17 protein-coding genes and 1 pseudogene are annotated in these 25,165 nt (G+C 55.1%); 5 read left to right on the top strand and 13 right to left on the bottom strand.

Features of this window, described 5'->3' with window-relative positions; translation table 11 throughout:
- The first annotated feature begins 675 nt into the window (after positions 1–675).
- Positions 676–3,129, top strand: a complete 2,454-nt coding sequence (locus tag CA54_RS27090) for a c-type cytochrome domain-containing protein (RefSeq protein ID WP_146374098.1) — start codon at positions 676–678, stop codon at positions 3,127–3,129.
- Between the two features lie 122 nt (positions 3,130–3,251).
- On the opposite strand, the gene CA54_RS27095 is transcribed toward CA54_RS27090, so the two are convergent.
- The 3 genes from CA54_RS27095 to CA54_RS27105 all read right to left on the bottom strand — a co-directional run bounded on the left by CA54_RS27095 (position 3,252) and on the right by CA54_RS27105 (position 6,172).
- Complete coding sequence (locus CA54_RS27095; protein ID WP_146374099.1) at positions 3,252–4,058, bottom strand: tetratricopeptide repeat protein; 807 nt, start codon at positions 4,056–4,058, stop codon at positions 3,252–3,254.
- 21 nt (positions 4,059–4,079) lie between these two features.
- Complete coding sequence (locus CA54_RS27100; protein ID WP_146374100.1) at positions 4,080–4,991, bottom strand: acetamidase/formamidase family protein; 912 nt, start codon at positions 4,989–4,991, stop codon at positions 4,080–4,082.
- Between the two features lie 170 nt (positions 4,992–5,161).
- Positions 5,162–6,172, bottom strand: coding sequence for a peptidyl-alpha-hydroxyglycine alpha-amidating lyase family protein (locus CA54_RS27105; RefSeq protein WP_146374101.1), 1,011 nt, complete (start codon positions 6,170–6,172; stop codon positions 5,162–5,164).
- Positions 6,173–6,463: 291 nt separating this feature from the next.
- On the opposite strand from CA54_RS27105, the gene CA54_RS27110 reads away from it, so the two are divergent.
- Positions 6,464–7,237: a glucose 1-dehydrogenase gene (locus tag CA54_RS27110; protein WP_146374102.1), complete on the top strand. Its 774-nt coding sequence runs from the start codon at positions 6,464–6,466 to the stop codon at positions 7,235–7,237.
- Positions 7,238–7,292: 55 nt separating this feature from the next.
- On the opposite strand, the gene CA54_RS27115 is transcribed toward CA54_RS27110, so the two are convergent.
- From CA54_RS27115 to CA54_RS27130, 4 genes and pseudogenes are all read right to left on the bottom strand, one after another.
- Positions 7,293–7,835: a hypothetical protein gene (locus tag CA54_RS27115; protein WP_146374103.1), complete on the bottom strand. Its 543-nt coding sequence runs from the start codon at positions 7,833–7,835 to the stop codon at positions 7,293–7,295.
- 50 nt (positions 7,836–7,885) lie between these two features.
- Positions 7,886–8,071, bottom strand: a pseudogene (locus CA54_RS27120) (nucleoside deaminase); the annotation flags it as partial.
- A gap of 14 nt (positions 8,072–8,085) precedes the next feature.
- On the bottom strand, positions 8,086–8,556 hold the full coding sequence (locus tag CA54_RS27125) for a GNAT family N-acetyltransferase (protein ID WP_146374104.1): 471 nt from the start codon (positions 8,554–8,556) through the stop codon (positions 8,086–8,088).
- A 57-nt stretch (positions 8,557–8,613) separates the two neighbouring features.
- Positions 8,614–9,456, bottom strand: a complete 843-nt coding sequence (locus CA54_RS27130) for an alpha/beta hydrolase (protein WP_197532874.1) — start codon at positions 9,454–9,456, stop codon at positions 8,614–8,616.
- A gap of 279 nt (positions 9,457–9,735) precedes the next feature.
- Here CA54_RS27130 and CA54_RS27135 point away from each other — a divergent pair, with 279 nt between their 5' ends.
- Positions 9,736–11,040 (top strand): outer membrane protein assembly factor BamB family protein, encoded by a 1,305-nt coding sequence (locus CA54_RS27135; RefSeq protein ID WP_146374106.1) that lies wholly within the window; start codon positions 9,736–9,738, stop codon positions 11,038–11,040.
- A gap of 15 nt (positions 11,041–11,055) precedes the next feature.
- Here the strand turns inward: CA54_RS27135 and CA54_RS27140 are convergent, their stop codons facing one another.
- The 3 genes from CA54_RS27140 to CA54_RS27150 form a co-directional block, all read right to left on the bottom strand.
- Complete coding sequence (locus tag CA54_RS27140; RefSeq protein WP_146374107.1) at positions 11,056–12,177, bottom strand: tetratricopeptide repeat protein; 1,122 nt, start codon at positions 12,175–12,177, stop codon at positions 11,056–11,058.
- Positions 12,178–12,400: 223 nt separating this feature from the next.
- Positions 12,401–13,396, bottom strand: a complete 996-nt coding sequence (locus CA54_RS27145) for a tetratricopeptide repeat protein (RefSeq protein WP_146374108.1) — start codon at positions 13,394–13,396, stop codon at positions 12,401–12,403.
- A 415-nt stretch (positions 13,397–13,811) separates the two neighbouring features.
- The gene (locus CA54_RS27150) at positions 13,812–15,641 is read right to left on the bottom strand and encodes a hypothetical protein (protein ID WP_197532875.1); all 1,830 of its coding nucleotides are present in this window, start codon (positions 15,639–15,641) and stop codon (positions 13,812–13,814) included.
- 493 nt (positions 15,642–16,134) lie between these two features.
- Here CA54_RS27150 and CA54_RS27155 point away from each other — a divergent pair, with 493 nt between their 5' ends.
- Positions 16,135–17,097: an amidohydrolase family protein gene (locus tag CA54_RS27155; RefSeq protein WP_197532876.1), complete on the top strand. Its 963-nt coding sequence runs from the start codon at positions 16,135–16,137 to the stop codon at positions 17,095–17,097.
- 259 nt (positions 17,098–17,356) lie between these two features.
- Here the strand turns inward: CA54_RS27155 and CA54_RS27160 are convergent, their stop codons facing one another.
- On the bottom strand, positions 17,357–18,604 hold the full coding sequence (locus tag CA54_RS27160; RefSeq protein WP_146374110.1) for a thioredoxin family protein: 1,248 nt from the start codon (positions 18,602–18,604) through the stop codon (positions 17,357–17,359).
- A 153-nt stretch (positions 18,605–18,757) separates the two neighbouring features.
- Complete coding sequence (locus CA54_RS27165) at positions 18,758–21,586, bottom strand: FG-GAP repeat domain-containing protein (RefSeq protein ID WP_146374111.1); 2,829 nt, start codon at positions 21,584–21,586, stop codon at positions 18,758–18,760.
- A 264-nt stretch (positions 21,587–21,850) separates the two neighbouring features.
- Between CA54_RS27165 and CA54_RS27170 the strand changes: the two genes are divergently transcribed.
- Positions 21,851–22,486, top strand: a complete 636-nt coding sequence (locus tag CA54_RS27170; RefSeq protein WP_146374112.1) for a hypothetical protein — start codon at positions 21,851–21,853, stop codon at positions 22,484–22,486.
- A 150-nt stretch (positions 22,487–22,636) separates the two neighbouring features.
- Here CA54_RS27170 and CA54_RS27175 read toward each other — a convergent pair whose 3' ends face one another.
- Complete coding sequence (locus tag CA54_RS27175) at positions 22,637–24,730, bottom strand: FHA domain-containing protein (protein ID WP_146374113.1); 2,094 nt, start codon at positions 24,728–24,730, stop codon at positions 22,637–22,639.
- Between the last annotated feature and the right edge of the window lie 435 nt (positions 24,731–25,165).

The following is a 25,165-nucleotide window of genomic DNA, read 5'->3' on the forward strand; positions in this document are numbered from 1 at the left end:
TCCGTCATCGTAAAGGCTAGTTCCGGCGGTACTTTGTTCTCTTGTGGGCAGAATCAGTCGGCGCTGCACAGGTGGCCCCGGCTCCTCGCTTTTTGACCTGCCGCGCAGCCTCCAACACGGTCACATCGTTTGGAGGCTGCTGCACCGGTCCTTTGAGACCTGCGGGTCAGACAATCAGTATGTCGTGCGAAGATTCCTCGCGCCGACAAGGGGAGTGTGCGCCCCGAGGAAGCGCCCCCTTCACACTCGCAGCGATGCGACGCATTGCTATGGTCTCGACAACCGGGTCCCCCAGCCTGAGTCGCTGATATTCAACGAATCCTGCGCCTTGCCCTCTGGGCGTGTCCCGAATCGGTTCGTCCGGCATGCAATGGATTTTCTGTAGAATCCAGGCCGCACGGCCGATCTCAGGCTGGAATCCGGTTGGTTTGATCTGGTAAACTGGAGAATGTGCCGATAACAATCGGCTTTCGCTAAGATCTGCCGCCTATGGCTGTTGTGACGAGCGAACCACTCCGTCGCTGAGCAGCTCAGCGGCATCGATCACACCAGATTTTTCCATCCACACCCAGCAATCGTCGCCCGCAGAATCGTTTGATTCGACACAATCACCGAATGCGGCTGGAGATTATTGCCGGTATTTGCGGATGACATTCAATTGGGGAGCGTTAAGCCATGCCATGGACACCTAAGCCAGGTCAGTTGTCCGTTGTGATTGCCGGAGTTGTCTGCATCGCCCTTGCGGGACCGCTCTCCGCCGCGGAACCAACCGCGCGCGAAAAGGCCGCTACCCTGAAGCAGCAGGCGGACGAAGCCGCCGCCAAGGTCACCGCCGCCAAGAAAGCTGCTAGCGAAATCTCTGCGCAGGAGAAAACATTGGCCAAGGCCGCGGACGCAGCACGCGACGCCGCCTCGAAGGCTGCCGAAGCCGCTAAAAAGGCAGCCGATGCACTGATCACCGCGCAAGAAGCTTTAAAGAATGCACAGGCAGCAACAGCCGCCGCTCAAAAAGCTGCAAAGTCGAAAAACCAGGAAGTGCAAACCGAACTGGCCAAACTCCAGCCACTGATCAATCAGGAAATCGTCGTCGAATTAACCGCAGTGGCCGCTGAAGCAGAAACGCGTCGCGCCGCAGCGGAAAAGGTCTACCAAGCATCCAATGAAAAATTGAAGGCTCTGCAAACCGCATTGCAAGCCGCAAAGACAGCTGAGCGTAAAGCCAAAGCAGAGCTTGCAGCCGCCGAAAAAGACTTGCCGCCCAAAACCGAGGCCGCCAAGAAAGCCACCGAGGCCAAAACCGCCGCGGACGCCGCTGCTAATAAAGCCGCCGACGCACTCAAAGTCGCCGCTGATGCCAAAGCTGCCACTGAGAAAGCCGCCCAAATGACCGCCGCTACAGCTAAGGCCACGGCCGGGACAGCTGCCAGCGCCGCCGCTGCAGCAGCAACGGCTCCTGAAAACAAAGAATTGGCTGAACTCAAAGCGCTCACGGAAAAAGTCGCCGCCAGCACCGCCGCCGCCGCCAAAGCGGATACCGAAAAAGTCACCGCCGCAACAGCCGCCGTCACCGCTGCGGAAAAGAAAAACAAAGACGCTCAAACCGCTGCCACAGCAGCAACCAAAGCCGCCACCGACGCTGCGGCGGCCGTGACCGCTGTCACGGCCCAGATAGAGACACTCAAAACCACGGTCGCCAAAGCCGCTGAATCAGTCAAGAAAGCAGACACGGACGCTCAACCGGTTAGAGACGAAACGGCCAAATTGCAGTTGGCACTCAACACGATCACAACCGAACACGTCAACAAGCTACAAGCCTCGCAAAGGGCAATGGTCAAGACCGACCAGTTTGTGATGTTCTCGGAACAAGTCGCCCCCATCTTCGCCAAACGCTGCCTCGCCTGCCACAACGCGCGGACGGCCAAAGGCCGCTACAACATGGAATCGTTCGCCGGCATTGTCAAAGGGGGAGAACAGGGAGATACGGTCCTGCCCCACGATGGCGAAAACTCCAACCTGTTCTTACTGATCGAAGATGGTTCGATGCCCGAAGACAGCGACCCGCTGACTGACGAAGAAATCGCCATCGTCAAAAAATGGATCGATCTGGGCGCGGTCATCGATGCGGGCGTTGGCCCGGACGCTTCGCTGGCCACGATTATCCCCAAATTGCCACAACCCGCGTCTCCCGAATCGTATCGCGTCCCGATGCCGATTACGGCCCTGCGTTACAGCCCCGATGGTAAGACGCTGGCCAGCGCCGGATATCATGAGGTGCTTTTGTTCAACGCCGCCGATGGAAAACGGACCGCGCGCATCGGCAACCTCGCTGAACGCGTTTACGGAATCGACTTCGCCCCCGATGGAAAAACAATTGCTGTCGCTGCCGGCACACCCGCGCAGATGGGTGAAGTCAAATTGTTTGATGTCGCCACCGGAAAACTGTTACGCGATTTCGTGACGTCGCAAGATTCTATCTTCACGGTGAAATTCAGCCCCGACGGAACGCGTCTGGCTGTGGGCGGTGCCGACCGGGCCATTCGTGTCTTCGAAGTCGCCACCGGAAAACAACAGTTGATCATCGAAGATCATGCCGACTGGGTGATGGACCTCGCCTGGTCAGCCGACGGCGCCAAACTCGCCTCCGCCAGCCGGGATAAAACCTCCAAAGTCTTCGATGCCGTCAAAGGAGACTCGCTCGTCACCTTCTCGTCCCACGGAGAACCAGTCTTCGGCGTCGCCTTCAGCGGCGACAGCAAGCAAGTGATCACCTCTGGTCGCGACAAAAAAATCCGTATCTGGAACCCCGAAAACGCCAAACAGATTCGCGAGATCGCCGGTTTCAGCAACGAGATCTATGAAATCGTCGTCACACCCGAAGGTAAAATCTTCAGTTGTGGCGCCGACAAACTGGGACACGAGCATACCCTAGCCGACGGCAAGGCCGCTCACGAATTCAAAGGCCACAACGATTGGGTCTACACGATCACCTACCACCCCGGCACCAAGCGAGTCGCTACCGGGAGCTACGACGGAGAAATCCGCGTCTGGAACGCCGAAGACGGCAAGAGCCTACTGAATTTCATCGCCGCCCCCGGCTACAAACCGCCCACAGCCACCGCCGCAAAATAATCATCACCACCGACAACGTAAGACTCCCCCAAGACACGAACCGCATCGCAAACGATCACAAGCCGCGTCCCATCGGGATCAGCCGGTCACAAAGAACGCTATAACGTTCCGCCCCTCTGGAATCAGTCTTTCGCTTTAGCCCCTGATGCGGCCGCTTTGTCGAGCTCCAGCAATCGCAACCGCGCGCAGTGCCACATATACGCTGGCCCGCCACCCGCTTTGAGCGGCCAGGTTTGTTCAGTCGCGGCCAGAAACGATTTGCGGGCTTGCTGGGGTTTCTTCTCTGCCTCCGCGAACAACCCGATATACAAATGCGCGTAAAACAACCGCTGCTCGCGGGTCGCCTGGGGAAGTTTCTTCTGTTTGATTTCCGCCTCAATACGTTTCAGCAGTTCGTCAGCCGTCAATTTGCCTTCGAACATCCGGTACACATCCGGCAGCGGCGGGCGATCGTCTTTTTTGTAACGAATCATTTTTTTGCGGGCCGCGGCAACCCCATCGGCCTGTGCTTTCGCCAGGAATATCCAAATGCCGTTCTCGCGGTCCTGATCGTCGTAGGCATGATACAGCCCCAACTGCTTGGCCGTTTTGGCGTAATGCCCGGCATAATAATACGCCAGTCCTAAACGCCAATGTTGCACGGCGATCTCCGGATCAAGCTCGACCATCTTCTCATAGTCGGCGACCGCTTTGTCGTATTGCCCGGTAAAGAAATACGCATCGCCTCGCCGGCTATAGGCGCGATCGTTCGCTGGATCCGCCTGAATCGCAGCCGTCTGCTGTTGGATCACTTCGTTGTAGGTTTTCTCAACCCCTTCGGTTTGGCGTTGATACAACGGGCGCGCATCCGTTTTATCATCCGCGACAAGCGGCCGCGCCAGTAAGAGACAGACCCCACTGACGATGAGTAACACAACCCGACACAACATACTTTCGCTCCCATAAGAAGACTACGGAATCTGCCGCAGCAGTTCCTTGTGAACTTTGCAAATCATAGTGTATTGCGGATCGAACACATTGCCGACTTCGTAACGCACCCCTTGCGTGAGCAGTAGATTGGCGGAGAGCGCATCGAGGCCATAGTCCTGTTGCAGCCAACGCAGCATCTCTGTCGTTGCATGCTGGAGTGCTTGATCGAGCGGACGGGCGTTGCCGCAGGTGAAGATCCATTCCTCATTTTCGCCGCGTGGCCAACCAATGGTTTTTCCCTTGATCACCGTCAGCGTGAACCGCACGTCCATCGAGATTTCGACGCCTGCGCCGCAGATTTCGCCATCCCCCTGTACCGCATGCCCGTCACCGATGAAAAAACAGCCGCCCGGTTGGAACACCGGAAAATCAACCGTCGTGCCGGCCACAAAGCCGCGATAATCCATGTTGCCCCCATGTTCGGCGGAGCCTGCGCAGTCCAGAAACTGTCCGTTCTTGGGAGCCACGCCGAAACACCCCGGCATCGGCGCCAACGGTAACACAAAATTGCCTAGCTTCGATTCAGGACGCACCAAGGTCGCCGTTCCCGCATCAACATCCACATCCCATTCGGCCAATATGGGCGGCGGCAATTCCAGCACGTAATCGGGATCGACCACATTCGCCGCCAAGCTTGATTGGCAAAACCCATACGTACGATTCGGCCGCACCTCATCCAATGTCACCCGCAAAGTATCACCCGGCTCCGCCGCCTCAACATAAAACGGCCCGGTCTGCGGATTGCCTCGCGGCGACACAGAAACCCGCCGCTGATCAAACCCCCGCGCATCAATTGTGGTTGTCGAAACCGAATCCCCACTCTGCACCTGCAGCACCGCTGGATGCGACCCCATCGTCGTATGATAGTGCGTCGGCTGAAACGTATGATGCATTGATCGCTCCCCTACTGGTTCCCAAACTCTGTTTGGGAACCCAGATTCTCGAAGCTCTGCTTCGAGTCCCTAATTATTTCTTGCCCCAACAAATTCTCTAATCCGTCCAGCGAAGCAGAGCTTCGTGAAATTGCGTTCCCAAGCAGAGCTTGGGAACGAGAGAATCCGTGTCAATCCGTGGCTAAAACCTTCGTAAACTTCCGCAACGACGGACAGTCCGCTTTGACCATGCCGCGTTGCACCCCCGCGGAATCGGTCACTTCGCCGAGGTAAATGTCGCCGCGGGAATCGCCCCATATGTCGTGCGGAGCGATGAAGTCGCCCGGCTGATAGGGGTCCTTTCCGCCGCCCCAGCGGGCCAGCAGGTTGCCGTCGCTGTCGAAGATGCTCAATCGTCCGCCGGTTTCGTCGGGACGCGGGTCGGGTGTCCCCGCATGATATCCGACCTCCGCCACGTACGCGCGATCGTCGGCATCGAAAAAGATTTGGCAGGGGCGGGCGATTTCCGTCCACTGGTCGAGGTATTCCCCTTCGGGCGAAAATATCTGCAACCGGCTGTTTTCGCGGTCCGCCACGAACACGCGTCCGCGACTGTCGATCGCGATTCCGTGCGGCAGGTTGAATTGCCCCGGTCCGGTTCCCGGTTCGCCCCAGGAGAGGAGCAGTTCCCCATCGGCGGAAAACTTATGCACCCGCGCGTTGCCGTAACCATCGGTCACAAACATCTCGCCCGACGGCGCCAGCGTCAAATTCGTCGGTTGATTAAACGGCGGCCCGCCCCGTTGGATCGTGCGGTAATCGCGATTGACGACCCCGGTCTCACTGGCCTGTCCGCTGGTGCCGAGCGTCCGCAACAATTTGCCATCAGGCGTGTAATGGCCAATCGTGTGATCCAGATCGTCGGTCAGATACAACGTATCGTCCGGCGCGATCCAGATACCGTGCGGACGGACGAATTGCTCTTCGCCCCAAGCATCGATGAAGTTGCCCTCGCGATCGAAGATCAACACCGGGTGCGGACCGCGATCAAACACGAAGACCCGGTCCCGCGAATCGACCGCCACACCGACCGCTTCGGTCAACGTCCACCCCGCAGGCATCTGATGCCAAGTCGCACAGGCCTGGTAAACATAATCCCCACTGCCGACAATCTCGGTCACAGGTGCGTGGTCGCTCGACATGCATCGTTCTCCCCGATTAAAAAAAACACCAACACGCTCCCTTCTACCCCGGCACAACGACAACGTCAATCATTCCCCACCCGCAGACTTTCACGAACCAAATTTCATGCTACGCTAAACCACAAATGTGGGGGGCGTCGCTCTGTTGTGGCAAGGACTTCTGAACTTGCCACGGGCTCGACCGCAGGTCTCCCTGGTTCTACGGGAGACCTACGGTCGAGCGAGTGCGGGGTCGGGAGACCCGCGCACAACAATCACAACGATCACGATTCACCAAGCGAGATAAACAACATGCGATTAGAAAACAAAGTCGCCCTGATCACCGGCGGCGGCAGCGGTATTGGACGTGAAACCAGCACGCTTTTCGCTGCCGAAGGCGCCAAAGTCGTCGTCGTTGATGTCAACGATACCGGCGGTGAGGAAACGGTTGCGACGATCCAATCGGCCGGTGGCGAAGCGGTTTATGTACATGCCGATATTTCCCAAGCGGCCGATTGCGAGAACATGGTCCGCACGGCCGAGGATTCGTTCGGCGGTCTGCATGTGATGTTCAACAACGCCGGCATCATGCATGGTGACGATGGTGATGCGGAGCAGACGACGGAGAAGATTTGGGAATTGACGATGGCCATCAATCTCAAAGGGGTCTTCCTGGGCTGCAAATACGGGATCCCGGCGATTCGCAAATCGGGCGGCGGTTCGATCATCAACACCGCCTCGTTCGTCGCCTTAATGGGCGCCGCCACGCCGCAACTGGCCTACACCGCTAGCAAAGGAGGCGTGCTCGCCATGTCCCGCGAATTGGCCGTCATCCACGCCCGCGAAAATATCCGCGTCAACGCCCTCTGCCCCGGTCCACTGAAAACCGAACTGCTGATGAGCTTTCTCGACACCGAAGAGAAAAAACAACGCCGCCTAGTCCACATCCCCATGGGCCGCTTCGGCCTGGCAGCAGAGATGGCCAAAGCGGTGCTGTTTTTGGCGTCGGATGATTCATCGTATATGACGGGGGCGGAGTTCACGGTCGATGGCGGGATCACGGCGGCGTATGTGACGCCGGAGTGATCGGGTGCGGTCCGCACAGCGGACCCTACTTGTCTTGGCCTACTTGGCGGGGATTTTAGTCGACCGAATTGCCGACAAAACACCATCCTGCAAGAGATGTGCGGTCCTCTGCGAAAACCCGAAAACAAACGCTCTCGCCGCGATGTAGTTCCGTGTTAATTTCTTCAATAGCGGCTTTCGCTTCCGCAATCGTGGGACGTTCTATCTCGAATTGTTGGCTCAATTCCTCATCGGAATAAAGGTATGCGTATCCGAACTCTTCGTCGTCGGAGACTCCCAATACATCAAGAATGTTCCCCAGGCCTTCCCCACTACCGGCATTGAGTTTATTGAGTATTTCTAAACGACCTTGCCAATCGTCCGGGATCTCCGCGGCAGCGACCTGTTCAATGTCAAAAAGGAAAGATTCATAGAGTTCCAATATTTCACAGGGATCGTCGCGCCGGCATTCTTCGACTGCGTCCCGTGCACCTTTAAGAGTCTCCTCGATCATTGACGGTAAATCATAGTCCGCCACACGTTGGTCCTGAAGTTCATGCAACGCATCGAGCGGGGATTCTTGTGGGCTAGAGAATTGATACCATAGTTGAGCACCCATAATTACGATTTCCTTCGTTAAGAAATGCCTTCCGATTGCGTTTGAGTCGCCTACACCACCTCCCCAATATCCTCCCCCCACAACTCCGGCCGGTCGGCGATAAACTGCCGCATCAGTTCCACGCACTCGGCGTTATCAACCACCTGCACGTCGACGCCGCGGCTGCGGACGTGGGCTTCGGGGCCTTGGAAGGTTTGGTTTTCACCCACGATGACTTGGGGGATTTTGTAGAGCAGGTATAGATCCAATTTTACGCGTTGCTCAACCGCTTGATCATCTTGAAGTTCCTCAACACTGTCGTCCCTCGCGAGACCTCTTGCTGCGCGACAACAGTAAAACCACGGGCAGTGAAAAAGGGGCGGGCGGTGATGCTGACGTCGGCGGTTAGTTCGTCGAGATTCTGCTGGTGCGCGTCGGCTTCAATCGCCGCATACAACAGTTTGCCCACCCCCTGCCCTTGCCGTTCGTGATGCACATAGAAGTGATCGATGTACCCCGACGGTAGTAAACCCGCATACCCCACAACGTCGTCGCCAGCCACACAGACGTAAGGTTGCATCGTCTCAATCCGCGCCCGCCACAGATGCTTGTCGATAGTATCCGGCGCCCAAGCCTCGACCTGCTCTGCGGTGTAGTCACGGATGTTCACGTTGTGAATCGTGGCAAAAAACAACCGCCATAATTCGGTTTCCTCGCCGAGCTGATATTTGCGAATGTGCATCGATGACGCGATTATGTGCTTTTCAATACGTTGTTGTGCAGTGCAGCGAACCCGACGCTATTTGCCGTCCGTCAGCAGATGCTTTTTCAAAAATGGCACAACTTGGTTCGCGCGGGTGTTACCAGTTTTTTTGAAATCGGTATGCACGACGCATTCGATGCCCATTTTGTCCATCCGCTCCTTGAGGACTTTGCCAAATCGCGGGTGATGAATGCCGATGCTGCGGCTGCTGATTGGGGTGTCGTAGTCGCTGTCGTAGGTCATCAACACCGGCGGATCATCAGCGGTGAGATGCGTGAGGGCCGAGACTTCTTCGAACAGTTTGTACTTCTCTGCCGGCAGGTTGTCGAGTTGTTTCATATCGATGTCGAACAATTGCGCCAGTGCGGAGTTGCTGTAGGTGTCGGTGCCGGGATAGAGCTTGCGAATGAAACGCGGGTCATAGGAAGTCTGCCCGTTGTTCACCGCCATGCAAGTCAGCCGCGTCGACTCCCGTAAGACGGGGTCTTCATTTTTCGGGTCGGCCATGTCGTCATGAAAACCGAGCCACAGCGACATCCCCGCCCCCGCCGATCCGCCGACAGCAGCGATTTTTGTGGGATCAAGATTCCACTTGTCGGCATTGTGCCGCACAAACTGCACCGCCCGCGCCGCATCCTGGTGTTGGGCCGGCGCGATATGGTCAGGCGTAAACCGATAGGTGATCGCCACGACGGAAATCCCGGATTTCAAACATTCACGCAGCACAGGCCTGCTGACGCTCTTGTCGCCATGCCGAAATGCACCGCCGTGGATGGAAACCAACACGGGCGTCGGCTTGTCCGATTCGGCCAGCCAAACATCCATCACATGGCGGTCGTGCGGACCGTATTTGACGTCGGCATGGGTGGGCGGGGGCACACTGCTTTTTTTCTTCGACACGTCTTGGGCGTCCGCTACGGGGGCCAAAACCAGGAGGCTAGAGATTGCGATGAGAAATCGGAGATGCATGAGAATTCTCTGCTGGTCAGAACTGAATTATATGGAACGTTCGATATCGTACACTGCATGGCATTGAACTTGCCCCATGCATATTGCGTGTCCTTGCGATATGCACCATAATCCGATTCAACCGCCGCTTCCAGTCAATTTCCCAGCAACCCAATCAAATCCCCGGCAACATTGAGACAAAGGACACCCATGAACGGATTGCGATATCTCATCACGTTGACTTTGTTCTGCACTTCAACCGCAGCGATGGCTGAGAATTGGTCGGGCTTTCGCGGCGCTGCCGGGACCGGCGTTTCGAATGAGTCGAATCTCCCGCTCGAATGGTCGATGGATAAAAATGTGGCTTGGAAAATCAATTTACCGGGACGGGGAGAATCGTCGCCGGCGGTGAATTCTAAGCGTCTATTCGTCACCTCTCAGACCGAGGACAAAGCGCTGTGGGTGGTTGCGATTGAGCGTGACAGCGGCACAATTGCTTGGAAGCAAAAGGTGGGCGACGGCGTGTTGTCCGCCTATGGGCCCAAGGAACTTTACACGCACCGACACAACCCGGCGACCCCTTGTCCCTCGGCGGATGAGCAGCATGTCTGGGCCTACTTTGGCACCGGGTTGCTGGTCTGTCTCGATGTGGATGGCAACGAAGTTTGGCGGCGCGATCTGGTTAAGGACTACGGCCCTTATGAAATCCGTTTCGGCATGGCCTCCTCGCCGCGACTGTGGGGCGACAATCTCTACATTGCTTGCATGACCAAAGGCCCGTCCTACGTCGTCGCGTTGGACAAAAAAACCGGTGACGAAGTCTGGAAGTCCGACCGCAAACTCCCAGCCGCCGACGACGGACCAGATAGTTATTCCTCGCCCATCGTGCTGCAAACCCCTAAAGGCGATCAACTGGTGGTTGCCGGCGCGGACCACATCAATGCCTACGATTTGGATTCCGGGAAACAGATCTGGATCAGTGGGGGCTTGAAAGTGAATAGCGAATTCGGCCGCATTATCTCCTCGCCCGTGGTGAGCGAAGAGGTGGTCGTCCAATGCGCACCCAATCCGGGCAAAGGGGGGATCGGCCGGGCCATCGCCATAAAAACCGGTGGTAAGGGCGACATCACGCAATCGGGTCGCATGTGGACCTTTCCCCGCGAAAGCTGCGACATTACCACGCCCACCGCCTATGAAGGCAAATTGTACATGGTGCGGGAAAACGGCGTTGGCATTTGCATGGATCTGCAAACCGGCGACGTCCACTACCGCAAGCGGTTGGGGGATAGCTCTTATCGCGCATCGGTCTTGGCCGGCGATGGCAAAGTCTATTGCCTGAGCAAAAACGGTCTGTGCACCGTGCTAAAAATGGGGCCCGAGGGAGAAATTCTTGCCAAGAACAAACTCGAGGGAGACTTTTTTGCTACGCCCGCGATCGTGGACGGCACGATTTATTTTCGGGGCAACCACCGTATGTATGCTGTAGCAGCACCGCGCAACGCGACCAAGCCTTAACCGGCCAAGTCACGATCAATTCCTGGACGCACTCTGATCTCGCCCAGTTTTTGTGGGATAACTCTCGTCCATCTCCCAGGTGAACCTGCGGCCACGATCACGAAAGATCCACTGTTTACGCTCCGGCATCTCCTCATAGTCGGAGTCTACTCCACGTCTGATTTCAATCGCACGTTCCTTGTCTCCAGTTTGATACAATGCCTCGGCAAGTAGTTTGCGAGAATAGGGGGCTGAGTCCACGGTAACCGATTCTTCGAGGAGTTTTCGCGCGCGAACCGGATCGTGATACCACGACGATGTTAAGTCCAAGAGTAACTCCGCCAATTTAACTTTGTTCCGGTCGTTACTCGGATCCTGCTGAAGCAACGAATCGTAGATGAAATAATACTCGCCATACTCGCCACGCGCAATATGAGCCTGACCCAAACTACGCATCTCATTTTGGCGTTCCCCCTCCGACTTAGCCTCTGTAATCAAAGCACGCCGATCCTCAATAAATTTCCGACGACGTTCTAACAATGCCGTGTCGTCCACCAATTTGTGGGTTTTTATGTGACTCCCCGGAAACATCGCGGATATTTTGTCATGTCCGAAATATCCTGCCACCAACACAACCAACGTCCAGAGAATCCCGCAGACGATGATGCCGGGCCACAAACCCAAGTGGGATTTCGGGATGGGCATCAATTGTGATGAGTCCTTGGCGGTTTCACTCGGAGGCGGTACTGGAATCTCGGGCGCTGCTGTCGGAGTCGCTAATGCTGATTGCACAGGTGGTTGAGCGAGCTCCTGGTCAGAGGTCTCCACAGATACCTGAAAACTGGCCAGTGTTTGCGCCAAAGCTTGGATGTCAGGTCGATCCATCTTGTGGATCGCCGCCAATGCCGCATCAAGTTGCGAGAGTGTCTTAGCCAACACCCCTTCATCGATATGCGCATCGCCGTAGCGGCCGTCATTGTAGATCGCTTGCACGTTGTCCGACGTTTCGCGAGGCAGCAACTCGTTGTCGACCAAAAAACAAAGATAATCGCTCAGTAAGTAATTCGGCGGCTTGGGTAGCCCAGCGGATTCAAAATTCCGCAACCGCTCCGTCAGTTGCTCGATCGTGCCATTGGGGGCAATTTCAGCCTGGGCCATGCCGTAATTTCCTTACGAGAGTTGACGGACACCTGTCTGATTATAGCAACACCTTTCTGGTTGGCGAATCTTTTCGGTCAAATCTCTTCAGATGTCGCCAAACCTTGTGATCCGAAGCAGTAACCGCCGATTGAAGGACACTCGTCAAGATTGCTGGACAAACCAGTCCTGTCACCCAACACTCGCGTGTTTTTTGGTTTTTCCAACAAGTTGCTAGTCGCGATCAATCCCCAGGCCACTCCGCGGTGCCGCTTTTTTTGGGGACGAGCGATCCAGGCCCGCTGACCGGTGGAACTCCTCGACCATTTTCGCTGAACCTCAGAATTCCAATTCCTCTTAGTCTTCCTCTTCCTTTAATTTCCGCTTCATATAAGGCAATGTCCGCCTTTTGTCGGAAATCCTTCGCCTGTTCCGCGTCACCTGTTTGATACAATGCTTCGGCAAGCACTCGCAGTGAATAGGTGTCTGGGTCCAAAGCAACCGCCTCCTCGGCGAGTTGCAACGCACGATTTGGATCGTGATACCACGGATTCGTCTTGTCCAACAGAAATCCCGCGAAGTTGATTTTGTTGTGTGGGTTGTTCGGATCCTGCCTGATCAGCGAATCATAGATGAAATAGAACTCGCCATATTCTCCATTCCTGAGATGGAATCGAGCCAAATTCACCAGCAAATCTTGACGTTCTTTTTCTATATCAGTCTGCTGAATTAAAGCGCGCCGATTGGTTACAAATTGTTGGTGGCCTTTTCGCGACTCCCTGTCTTGCACTAACTTGCGTTCTGGATCTTCCCATTGAAGCTTGGCGGGCTCTTCCTTTTTCAATAAGGAAGAAATTTTGTCATGTCCATAATATCCGGCCACTAGCACAATCAACGTCCACAGGAACCCGCCGGCCAGGATACGCAGCGACTTACGAATGGGAGGATTTGCGACCGGCATGAACCTTGATAAATCGTCAGCCGATTCGCTCCTGGGGAATGCCGGAATATCAGGGGCAGTCGCCGATGCTGGCTTCACCGGCGACGGAGCAGGAACCTGGCCCGGTGTCTCAGCAGGAACCAGAGAACTTGCGAGCGATTCCCCCAAAGTCTCGATGTCCGATCGATTCATCTCGCGTAAAGTCGCCAACGCAGCATCAACTTGCGCGAGCGTCTTGACCAAGATTCCTTCGTCGATCGGCGCATCGCCGTAGCGGACGGCATTGTAGATCGCCTGCATGTTGTCTGACGTTTCGCGCGGCAGCAACTGATTGTCGACCAAAAAGCCCAGGTAATCGCTCAGCAAATAATACGGCGGTTTGGGCACCCCAGCGGATTCAAATTTCCGCAACCGCTCTGTCAGTTGCTCGATCGCGCCGTGTTGGGCAATTTCAGCCTGGGACATTCTGCGAATTCCTTACGAGAGGTGACGCATATACCGGATTATAACCAAGACCTTTCTATAAAACGAATTTTTTGGGCGTGGAATCACCAGATGCCTCGAAACCGCGTGAAATCAGCCGGGGAAGCGGTCACCAAAGAGTTGAAAATGGGGCGGCAGTCACAGGGCGTACCAGTGCAACTTCAAATCTGCACGAGACTTGCGAAACATTGACAGAGCCAGTGGCACTCTCGTTCTTCAATTTGACACTGCACTACTTCAGCGACGCTTGATCCCAGGGAAACAACATCGTCGGCTGGTTCGCGTAGCGCTGCATATTGATAATGATTTTCGTCCCCGACCCCGGTGCTAAGCGTACCGTAAACGAAGGCGCGTTGATATCCGTGGCGATGCCGTCAATCACGATCGACTCGCATTGGTGTTCCCCATAGGCTCCCCCTTGCACCACCACATCCCGCGGTTGTGATTGGCTGGTGTTAATCAACGTGACTGTTGTTTGGTCGGCGGAAAGTTTCTCAACCAAAGCCGCCACCGAATCGGGGACGCCCGCCCGCCGTTTGATCGGGTCGAAATAACGCAAGCGGCAATGCAGTGGAGCACCGCGATGACCGGGATGAATCCCGCCCAACATCTGGGAAATCAACGAGTTCACGCTGCAAGGATTGAAAGGCATCGGATCATCGGACAACCGCGTGTCGGGTGTCGTGTCGTCGTTTCGCATGCCTTCGACCTTACGACGAATCGCAGCGAAATCCGCTTGGAGAGCGCGGACCGGGTAAGTAGGATCTTTGCCGTCGAGATAATTCAGCCAAGCGTTGCTGCCCAGACGTTCGCGATCTTCCGGCAACATCGACCAATAATAAATCTCTTGCGCGCCTTGTGCGTAGGGGGACGGCCCGTAATTGTACCAACCGTTGTCGCCGTACATCCGCGGGTACATTTTTTTGCCGTTGATCGTTTTGACCTGCGCGTTGATCGCCTTGATCATATCGCGCCAGACGTCGACATATTTTTGGTCACCCGTTAATAACAATGCATTGCCGAACCCGGTAATCCCCAGACCATGCGTGTTGCGGTGCGCCAGTTGTCCGTTGGCCGGGTTGCGAACGGAAAACCCCCACCCGTAAACTCCGCCATACCATTTGCCGTCGGTTTCGCCGCCAATTTTCCCATTCAAGCCGATATTGGTGGGAATGATGCCGTCGTTGCGCAAAGTCCGTTCCCGCCAGGCATCGACGTATTCCAGCAACCACTCTTTGTACTTCGGTTCGTGGGAGAGCATATAGGCGTTGAGCGCCAATGAGGTCGCGCCCATGTTTTGTGGATGGTCGCCGACAATGTCGTTGTAGTCCTGAAAATGCTCAAGCATCTGTTCGTAAGTATCTTCGCCATGCCGCGGCTTGAATCGTCCTTTGACCTCAATCGGGTCACCCGCCCAATCCAAGCCGGTGGCTTTACGCATCAGCGGACCGCGGCTGCCGTTAAACAGGCTGCGGATAATCTTGTGGCGGGGATCGTAGTTTTGCGCACCGGGATCTTCGTTGAGATAAAACCCGGCGAAGCGCCGCACACGTTGGCGAAACGCATTGTCATTGGGGTCACCCAGGCCTTGCAGATCAAAAACCGTAAGCCCCTCGCCATTGTGGACCCAATCCATCGTCACCGGGAACTCTTTGTAATACATCCCGTCGCGGGCAAAAGGAACTTCGACCGTCTTGGCTTCGGTGAATTGCCGCAGATGCCCCTCCCAAGCATGCTTGTACATCTTGAGAATTTCGTCAGAAGCACCCAACGCGTGCAAGATGGGCCAATCGTTACAATTCTCGATCGCATCGTCGGGCCCGTCGTCTCCTCCCCAACGTTCGACGCACATCAAATAGCCGCGCTCGTCGAAATACTTATCAAAGAATTCCCGGCAGGCAGTCAGATTCTCACGGAGCAAATCCCGTTGCATCACAGCCCAGGCTGGCGGAGGCATCGGCGTTTCGACATTCACGACGACGTCGGCGGCGCTGGCCGGGTGAGTCGACGAGAGCAGAATTAAAACGGCAAAGACACGTGCCAATTTCCAGGTGATTTCCATGATGCCAAATCCTAGCGGTGGGAATTGCGGAGGGAGTACAGCTCAGGCGGGATTGTGTATTGCCTAATACATCGACACCCATTTATCTAAACGATTCCGCCACAACGTTGCAAGCATACTGCCTAAGTTCCCACCGGTGACTATTGGTCGGAAAGTTACGAACCACGAAAAAAACGAAACACACGAAAAACCACAGAAAACCCTAGCGAAAGCGACAAAGTCTTATGGCGCTGAAGTCGAACTCAAATAAGCAAGACGGCATTAAAAACGGAAGTTCCTTTTCGTGTCTTTCGTTGTTTTCGTGGTTAATTTTCTTCAATTGCGGCCAAACGCCGCGCATCGAAACCGCATGGGCAGGTGTTGGACTGCCCCCGATTCGTTGCCGTTTCTCACCGATTTGGCATCGGTTATTTGGCGAGCGCCCTGCTGATCGCGTATGCTGTTCTCAACGAGGTTGCCGCCTAGACTGTCTGTCCAGTGGAGAACACCGAACATGCCGCACACGATTTCCCGACGCGAATTTCTTGCTGGCACGGCGACCGCGCTGGCGGCGGGGCCGACGCTGTTTGCTGCTGAATCGCAGCCTGAAAAAACTCCCCGCTATTTAGACTTCCATGTGCATTTGACGCATCGCTGGTTTGGCGCCGAACGGGGACCGGTGACCGCTGACGTGCTGTTACGGTGGATGGACGCTCACGACGTCGAGCGCGCCGCCGTGTTGCCGCTGGTCTCTCCCGAGGCCTTTTGGTATCCGGTCACCAGCGAATTTGTCATTACTGAAGCCGCAAGACACCCCGATCGCCTGATCCCATTTTGTGCGATCGATCCGCGGACGCTCGGTACCCATCTGCCCGAAACCAAGCAAGTCGTCGACATGCTCAACCGCTACGTCGATGCCGGGGCACGGGGATTTGGTGAGCATAAAGCTTTGTTGGACATCGATGATCCGCTGAACATGAAACTGTTCGAAGCGTGCTCCGCTGCCAAATTGCCGGTACTGTTTCACCTAGACAATCGGGCCAACATGGACAAACCGGGCTTGCCAGGATTGGCAAAGGTGCTCAAAACGTTTCCTGAATTGGTAATGATCGGCCATGGCAAAGGTTGGTGGGCGTCGATTGCCGGGGGATTGGCACAGCCCGACCTACACGTCGGCTATCCCGCAGGACCGGTTGCTCCGGGCGGCGCCATCGATGCGTTGATGGATCGATACCCGAATCTCTATGGCGACCTGTCTTCCAGCGGCGCACATGCCTTGTTGCGCGACCGTGAGTTTGGCAGCGCGTTTTTGCAGCGACGCGCGGACCGGTTACTGTTCGGCACCGACTTTTACGATCTGACGCAAGAATCGTTTCCGCAATTCGACCTGTTCCGTACCTTCGACGTCGAAGCCAAAACCCGCGAGAAAATCGCCCACAGCAATGCTGCCCGACTGCTCCGTCTGGGGGTACCGTGATGAAATCGGGCACGCCACGCCAAGCAGCGTTTTCCAATGCCACGCGATATTGAAACGGCGTAAGCCTCAGCCAGCATTCCGCTACCTCCCCACTCGCGGGAATCAACGCACTGGACAGTCGCACGTGGTCGAGTCGGTTGCCACAATTTCAGACGTCAGTTGGGTGCCACTGGCTTCGCCAGTACAGCTTCAAACCTGAGTGAGACTTCGAAATACTGGCAGAGCCAGTGGCACCCTCGTTCTTAAAATTGCCGATGCACTAGTTCGCAGGGGCTTTCAAATCCGGTCCCTCTTGCGGTTTTTGAAAAATCTGCTTTTCGACCTGGTTGAGCGTGGCCTCCATTTCAGCGCCTCCTAAGACCCGCGCTTCTTTAAGTGCTTCCCGAGCTTCATCTTCCTGTTTGAGTTTATGAAGCAAATCTGCACGGGCAATCAAAATTCGAGCTGAGAGTTGCTTATCTTTTGTGAATTCCTGACGCATGCGACCGGTGACTTCTAAAGCATCCTCAATTTTGTCCAATTGAACCAATGCTTGCAATTTGGCGCTGAGAATCGGCAAGCGCAGATCCTCTTGAGTGGCTTTGTCCGCCAACAGCGAGTTGGCCAACTTCAGCACGTCATCATTCCGTTCCTCCATCTGTAGGAGTTGCAAGCGGAAACGAATGCCAACCTCACGGGCGGGTGCAAAGCCTGCGAATTCCTTGTCAATCTCATCGATTTTTTTCAGGGCGGCGTCAACGTTTCCGGTCGTTTGGAGCAGCGTCTGAATTTCCTTCAATTTCACTTGCAATTTCGAAATCAATAACTGATCCGCATACTCCTTACGCAGTCCCGCTTGGTTGTCCGCATCTAAGCTGACGATTTCCTCGACGACATCCGCATAGGAAGTGAACATCCATTGCGGAGGAATGTCACTCAGCGCCTCATCCAGTTTTAAGGCCTTTTCAATGCCCGAGAGTTTGCCAGCGGCGGCGAAGGCTGCGTCGCGTTTCTTACGCAGGTCGGTAAATTCGCTCAAATGCTCAACGTATTTCTGCGGACCCACTGGTTGGTAACCGGTGCGGGCATAGGGACGCCCCTCTTCATCGACCAGCAAAATCGCCGGAAAGCCCTCGATCGAGAACTTCTGCTGCAATTTGTTATTCTGCGCCTGGACCTGAGGCGTGATAAGCGACGCATCATTGGGGAAATCGACTTCCAACAGGACAAAGTCCTTGGTCGCTCCGTCAGAAAAAACTTTGTACTGGAACACTTTGTTCTGCAGTTCAATACAGTAGCCACACCAGTCGGAACCGGTGAAATTAATCAGGACGTCCTTGCCTTCCTTCTTGGCCTTTGCCAACGCAGCCTTGTAGTCGGTCGTCCAAATCCCTTTGGGGGCCAATTCCGTGCTGGAACTGTCTGTGGCGGAAGTCTCGCTGCCACAACCCATTAAGGAGAAACAACTAAAACCGACAGCGACAAACGCAGTGGCAACAAACAGTCTCAGAACTCGCATGGACAACATTTTGTATTTCCTCAAATCATTATAAATATGACGCAAGCAGCGAGGGCATTGTATCCATCAACATCCTGGCCGGTTGTAATCGGGTTCACACTGGTACAGCCACGGGAATAAATCGGGAGATTTTGGGAGTTATCGTAGATTGGGGAAAATCCGTCAATTCGATTCGCCAGATTGCCCAATCACGTTCACAAACCCGTCCGATGTGCAAACGACGATCTCCAGAAAGCTGTCGCCATCCACATCAGCAATTATTGGCGGCCCTGCCTCTCTGGACAACTTTAGCGTCCAGAGCACTCTCTGCACGCCGTTAGTCGCCTGACCACTAAGCGCCGTGAGCGTGTCTTTTCGGCAAAATATTGCCTCAGGCAACCCGTCGCCGTTGATATCGGCCGCCGCCTGGTCGCTGATCTTGGTCATTTCGAACTTATTTCGCCAATCTTCCTTACCAGTCTTTACGTCATACGCGACTAAATCGCCGGAATGTTCCAGCACAATTGCTTCCAGACGTCCGTCACCATCAAAATCAGCCACCGAGACTTCGTGCGATAATGGGTTGGTTTGGTAGGATGAGGGGACACTCCACAGCGGCTTCCAATCGAGTGTGAGGGCACCGACCGTACCAAAACTGGCCGACGCAAAAATCTCCCGCACACCATCTCCATCAGCATCGACGGTAACGGGCGAACAATAAGCGCACCACGAATCGCTGAGTACCGAATGCAAAAACGGGGTTGGCTCCAGCGACATTCCCGTTTGCCCGTTGATCAAGCAAATATAATCCAAGGCCAAAAACAAGAGATCGTCAAAACCATCGCTATTGAAATCGTGGACGACGATGCCTTTGGTCGGAAAACATCCACGGTCGTTTTTGGGTTCGAACAATTGCCGCTCGCCGGGCGGATACAAGTCGGAGACATGTTTGCGATGCCACAACGTGCGGCCGGTCTTGCCGTCCAAGGCTAGACTTTGCCCGCTCGATTTGCCGGCGTTGTGAAACGTGAGAAAGACGTCTAGCACATCGTCGTCGTTGAACCGCCCCGCATGAAAGCGATCCAGGCGGCTGTCTTCGTCGGCATAGGGAACTTCGTCAAACGTGCGTGTCCAACGCTCCGTCCCATCGGCGTTTAAGACCACGAGCCGACAAAGATCGTTTGGCGAACAGTCTTGATACAAAATCTCCGGCTGGCCGTCCGCATCGAGATCGGTTGCCACCGGGCCACGCCATGATCCTTTGTACCCCACGGTCGACGGCTCCCCCCAACCGGGCCGCGTCCATAACGTGCGCGGGAGTTTATTCGCACCGTCCGGGGCGGAGAGAGCCACAATTTCCTCCCGGCTGTTTTGCAGCAACAGTTCCGCACCGGGCGTATCATCCAGATTGACCGCAATGGGAAACGAGAACCGGCCCCCCTGTGGTTGTCGCGAAACCAATGTCGCCGCTGCACCCTGGCTCTCCATTTTCCCGGGACGATGTTCCAATTGCACAATTGCTTCGGCCCGTTGGTCGCCATCGATATCGCGAAACTGCTCGACCGTGAACCGCGTTTGTTCGGGTGGGTTTATTTTCCATTTGACAGCGAATTGCTCATCCCTGTCCAACCCCACAGCCAAGAGCGCTTCCGCTCGTCGGTTTTGATCCTCATCGAGACTCAGCAAGACTTCAAGTTTGCCGTCCCCATCCACATCGCCGCGGGCCACAGCCAAATTTGCATCGACCGCCATGGAACGGCTGTTGCCCGGCAGCGGCTGCGCATACCGCAGCCAACGGCCGCGCGGAAACTTGTGAACGGTTGCATACTCGCCATCACGAATCCGAGCGATTTCAATCGGCGAATATAATGTCCGCTGCCGCAAGGGGACGTGGTCGCACAACAACTCCAACGCGCCATCGCCGTCGAGATCGACGATGTCGTGGACGTACTTATCGGCCAGACTCATTTCCACCCGGCCCGATTTGATGTCGCGTACAATCATCCGCCAATGGCCGTCGGCGGGAATGTTGAACAAGTTGTAGACCATCTCCAACTCGCCATCGCCATCCACATCGACAATCGGATCGTGCGGGACACGTAGGATTTCATCACGGGCGGTCGAATACTCGTATTGCCCTTCCCACGGCTTCCACATTTTTTGGCCATCGTTGTCGATGTAATCGACATGCAACACGAAGTCACACAGAATCACGATTTCGGGAAACGGGTCATCGTCGATGTTCACGATTCGCGAGTAACCATAATTGCGATGCGCGGCGTTCTCGCATTCCATTTGCACCGCTCCGGTGCGGCCGTCGAAAACAATCGCCCGGTACCAGGTGACAAGTACCGCTTCGTCATCGCCATCTCCGTCCATGTCAGCGGCATGCAATTGGGGGGCTTGCGGATTGCGGTCGACCTCGACCTCCCAGACTTGCTCTGCCTTATCAAATCCATCCTTGAAATCAAAACAATAACCGCCGTTGTAAACCACCCGCTCTCGCGCCTTGACACCCCAAAAAACAACCTGCGAGCCAGCTTCACCAGGCAGAAACCGGCCGACGACATATTGCGCTATGGGATGCTCAAACGTATGCTGCCAAAGCACCTTTCCCGCTGCGTCAAAGATCGTGGCTTGTTGGCCCTGCACGACAATCCGCTGCTGGCGTCCGTCGCCGCGCAGGTCATATGTTGTCGGCGGCACCGTCCAGCCGGCAGGCAGGGGTTGGGACAATGCCGTATCGTCAATCGCCAACTCCGCGTTCTGGTCCGCGATCGTTGTATGCAGAGCGACGCGTGTGCTCCATTGGCCCAGAAATTTTCGCCACTTGATTTCCGGCTGCGTGATCCGCCCCTGCCCCGGCGCAAAACCGGTCAAAAACCGATCCCGCCGATAACAGGGCCATTGCCCAGGCCACTCCGGTTCCGCGGCAGCGGCCGAGAGCAGACAGACATGCGCAGTCGCCATGAAAACCAGCGACCCCAGAATGAAGGTGCGAACCACGGGCATGCCGTTGTCTCGATAATTGTGGGAAGAAGGAGTGGGGACGATATCTAATCTAGTCCAGGGCTGAGCAAAAGAGAAGCAGGAGTGTGTTAACCACTGTGAGTTGGGGTCGTGTTCTCGGCCAGTGAGTCGGTAAGATAGCAAATGCTGAATTTTGTTCGCGGGAGTTCCGCTACCCATTAACCGGAGCGTCGAAAAGCAACACTGGCGGCAACGCCAGCACGAACGAGCAGCATCGCCGTTACTGTAATGCGTGCAGGTTTCGAAATGGATCCAGTAGAATTAAACCAAGACCAAATTCGTGATGATTCCTCGGAGGAACCGTCTGTCGCCTTGATTCAACCGACGGGCGATCTGTCACCATTTTTGAATTACAAGATTCACATTGTTCGCGGTCGAAAAGGCGAGTTTGATTTCCCCGCGATGCTGTTTGGAAGGGGCAGTTACGGAGTTTTCGCAACCAATGAAAATGAATCAATCCCTCTCACTCGAAAGGGAAAGGAGATCGAAACGATATTGGCCAGCGAGTGGGATCGGCTCGTGCAATCAGACCCGGTTGTGTTGGCTTCGCTGATTCTTCTACTCTATGGAAGTGGTAGCAGAGAGACACACCATGTCCTAAAAGACGCCGCCGAGCTCCAATCGATGTGCCAGAATTCGAGTGGTTACGAACTCCACGAGAAACGTTTCGAGTATCACTTGCCGAGAATCAAAACGACATACATCAAAGTTGAAAACGATTTGGCGTTAGTGCGCGCTGTCACGCTTTTTGGTCGGATGCATGACAAAGGAAATCTGGGCATTGAACGATTTTCAATCGATCGAAATGGAGTCGTACTCCCCCAAGAGCGCGAGCTAATCTCTCGAAATATTTTCTCTCGCATTCCAGGCATAAAGTATTAAGTATGCAGGAAGAATGCGACCAGCGTTTTATCGCGGTTCAGCTTTCGAGTCGGGTGCCACTGGCTTTGCCAGTGCCGTTTCCATCGAGCGCGATACTTGCGAAGCACTGGCAAAGCCAGTGGCACCCAGGTTTTCAGGTTTGTCAACACACTAGTTCAACTGCGATTGCACAAACCAAACCACTGCATAACCCGCAACCAATGCGGCCGTGATGAGTACGACGGATCGGATGACGGACAGTATCCGCCCCCCGCGGGATGGTTCTGGTTTTCGTACGGGTGCCCAATCGGGCCGGGGTAACGGTTCGGCGCGCGATGTTTCGGCGCGAAAGTTTTGCTGCAATTCTTCGAATGCGGCGCGTTCTTCACGCAGTTCGTTCTGCTGACTCTCGAGCGCCTTGCGCTGTGCTGCGATTTCGTCAAGTTGTTTCGTGCGTTGCTCCGATTCTGCGACGGCATTATCGACAGTTGCAAGTTGTTGTTGCTCGTTGGCCGCTGCGCCTCCTTGTTCGCTGAGGGCCGTAGCGGATTCGCGTTCCCATTCGCGGCGGCCTGTGGAAAGCTCTTCCCGCTCGGTGGCCAGCTGTTGTTGTTCCTGCGAAACCGCCTCGATTTCGGCGTCCAACTCAACTTTTAAGGCGTCTAGTTCCCGGGACTGGGCTGCCACCGCTTTGGCTTCGGTCTGAAGTGTTTCCCGCTGTGCGTCTACATCGGACCACTGCGCTGCGAGTTTCGCTTCCCGTTCGTCCAACGTTTTTTCCGCGGCCACTAATTCCTCTTGGTTGGCAGTTGTCAAAGTCGCCAATTGCAATTCCAGTTCAGCAATCGTCTCGGCTGCCTGTGTCGCTTCGTCTTGCCAGCGTTGCTGTTCTTCGGATTGTTGTGCGAATTCCGTTTTCATTTGTTCCAGTTCCTTCTGGTGTTGATCCAAATCGGTCTGGTGTTGATCCAAATCGGTTTGTTGCTGTGCGATCGACTGGGCGAGGCATTGTTCGCCGTCGACCGCTTGCTTCAACGCCTCTTCCATGGAGACGGTCTTGCCCTGCAATTGATCGCGTTCCCGCAGCACCGACGCCAACGTTTTTTCCAACTTGGTCTTGGCCTGAGTCGACTGCTGATGTGCAGCACGCAACTGCTCGGCTTCCTGAAGGAGTGTAGTGTGTGCGTCTTGCAGCTTGGCCGCTTGCTGTTGCGCTGCATTGCTGGAGTCTGTTTGTTCTTGCCATTGATCGCGTTCTTGCCGCAGCAACAACAACGCCTGCTCCGCATCGACTTTGGCTTGCGACATCCGCGATTGCGATTCACGCAGTTCGGCAACTTCTTGCTGGAGTGCCTCGTGCGTTTGGCGGAATTCCGCGTCCGTGGCCTCATGCTCACCCAGTTGTTTTTCGTGTCCTGCAATCCTCAACTCTAAGGACTCTCGTTCCGACCGAAGCTGCTCCCACTGCACTTGAAGTTGTTTTTGTTGTGCTTCAAGTGAAGTGCATTGATTCAAAAACTCCTGCCGTTTAGTTGCGAAGAGATTTTCTTGCTTGTCGAGTTCTTGCCGCGATTGTTTGATTTCATCCAAGTCGGCAAGTGATTGGGCTTGATCGGTTTCGAGTTGGCAGCGATCCTCGTCCCATTGTTCGCGTGCTTTATCGAGCTGTTCGCGGTCCGTATCGGCCTGTTGCTGCAGTTCGTCAAACTGTTGGCGATCCGCCAGCAATTGCTCCGCATCTGATTCCAGCGTCGCAGTGCGTTCCGTGAGTCGATGGCGCTGTTGCCTCAACTCCTCGAATTCGCATTCGAGTTTCTCGCGCTGCCGCTCTAAGTCAGCCCGGTCCGACGCAAGATGTTCGCAATCTTGCTGTATACGCTCGGCGTCATCCTTGAGCAATTGGGTTGCGGCGACATCGGTGGGAACCAGATTGGTTTCCACAGTGAATTCGAAATGGTCGATGGTCAATCGATCCCCATTGCGTAACTTGCCGACCTCCAGCTGTTCATCATTCACTTGAACGCCGCATTGGCTGCGCAGATCACGTATGCGCAGTTGCCCCGCATCGAGCGTAATAGCGCAATGGCTCCGCGATATTTTCGGCGAGACCAACTGAATATTGCAGCTCTTCGATCGCCCGATCATCGTCGTCGACCGCAAGATATCCTTGGTCACCCGTTCCTGACCAGCCTGGATGACGAGGCGTGCGAATTCCTCGGCGACGTCGGCTGGTTGATCCGGTGGTTGCGGTGTTTTTTGAGACATGACATTCAACCCAGTGTCCGGCGGGTTCGCAGAAAAACCGGTATCGCTAGACAACTTCACCTATCAAAAATTGGCCCATTGGAAGTCAAACACCCAGCATGCATTGCGGCAAATGAGTGGAATCCCCACATTACCACGAAAATGTCCATTATTCATAGCGAAACCTGTGTTCGGTGAGAATATTGCGAATCAATGCTCACTGAGACAACGCTGTCCGACGTATAGGAATCCAGGGTGCTATAATCGTGCGGGCACCTTGTTCGATAATGCCCCGTTGGGCGACATTTGCACTGCCGAGGCCTCATTTCTAAGCTGTCTCTCATAGTCCATTGAACTGCGGATGTCTGTTCTGCGGGTTGATTGAACAGCTCGGTTTGTGAACAATTCCGACCAGCGACCTGCGGGTCACGACTGAACCAAGCATCTATTGCCCCG

The sequence above is a fragment of the Symmachiella macrocystis genome (genome assembly GCF_007860075.1).
GTDB lineage: Bacteria > Planctomycetota > Planctomycetia > Planctomycetales > Planctomycetaceae > Symmachiella > Symmachiella macrocystis.

Coding starts and splice junctions, on each gene's coding strand:
- CA54_RS27090 (WP_146374098.1), top strand. CDS start 676: ATGCCATGGACACCTAAGCCAGGTCAGTTGTCCGTTGTGATTGCCGGA.
- CA54_RS27095 (WP_146374099.1), bottom strand. CDS start 4,058: ATGTTGTGTCGGGTTGTGTTACTCATCGTCAGTGGGGTCTGTCTCTTA.
- CA54_RS27100 (WP_146374100.1), bottom strand. CDS start 4,991: ATGCATCATACGTTTCAGCCGACGCACTATCATACGACGATGGGGTCG.
- CA54_RS27105 (WP_146374101.1), bottom strand. CDS start 6,172: ATGTCGAGCGACCACGCACCTGTGACCGAGATTGTCGGCAGTGGGGAT.
- CA54_RS27110 (WP_146374102.1), top strand. CDS start 6,464: ATGCGATTAGAAAACAAAGTCGCCCTGATCACCGGCGGCGGCAGCGGT.
- CA54_RS27115 (WP_146374103.1), bottom strand. CDS start 7,835: ATGGGTGCTCAACTATGGTATCAATTCTCTAGCCCACAAGAATCCCCG.
- CA54_RS27125 (WP_146374104.1), bottom strand. CDS start 8,556: ATGCACATTCGCAAATATCAGCTCGGCGAGGAAACCGAATTATGGCGG.
- CA54_RS27135 (WP_146374106.1), top strand. CDS start 9,736: ATGAACGGATTGCGATATCTCATCACGTTGACTTTGTTCTGCACTTCA.
- CA54_RS27140 (WP_146374107.1), bottom strand. CDS start 12,177: ATGGCCCAGGCTGAAATTGCCCCCAATGGCACGATCGAGCAACTGACG.
- CA54_RS27145 (WP_146374108.1), bottom strand. CDS start 13,396: ATGCAGGCGATCTACAATGCCGTCCGCTACGGCGATGCGCCGATCGAC.
- CA54_RS27150 (WP_197532875.1), bottom strand. CDS start 15,641: ATGGAAATCACCTGGAAATTGGCACGTGTCTTTGCCGTTTTAATTCTG.
- CA54_RS27155 (WP_197532876.1), top strand. CDS start 16,135: ATGCCGCACACGATTTCCCGACGCGAATTTCTTGCTGGCACGGCGACC.
- CA54_RS27160 (WP_146374110.1), bottom strand. CDS start 18,604: ATGTTGTCCATGCGAGTTCTGAGACTGTTTGTTGCCACTGCGTTTGTC.
- CA54_RS27165 (WP_146374111.1), bottom strand. CDS start 21,586: ATGCCCGTGGTTCGCACCTTCATTCTGGGGTCGCTGGTTTTCATGGCG.
- CA54_RS27170 (WP_146374112.1), top strand. CDS start 21,851: ATGGATCCAGTAGAATTAAACCAAGACCAAATTCGTGATGATTCCTCG.
- CA54_RS27175 (WP_146374113.1), bottom strand. CDS start 24,730: ATGTCTCAAAAAACACCGCAACCACCGGATCAACCAGCCGACGTCGCC.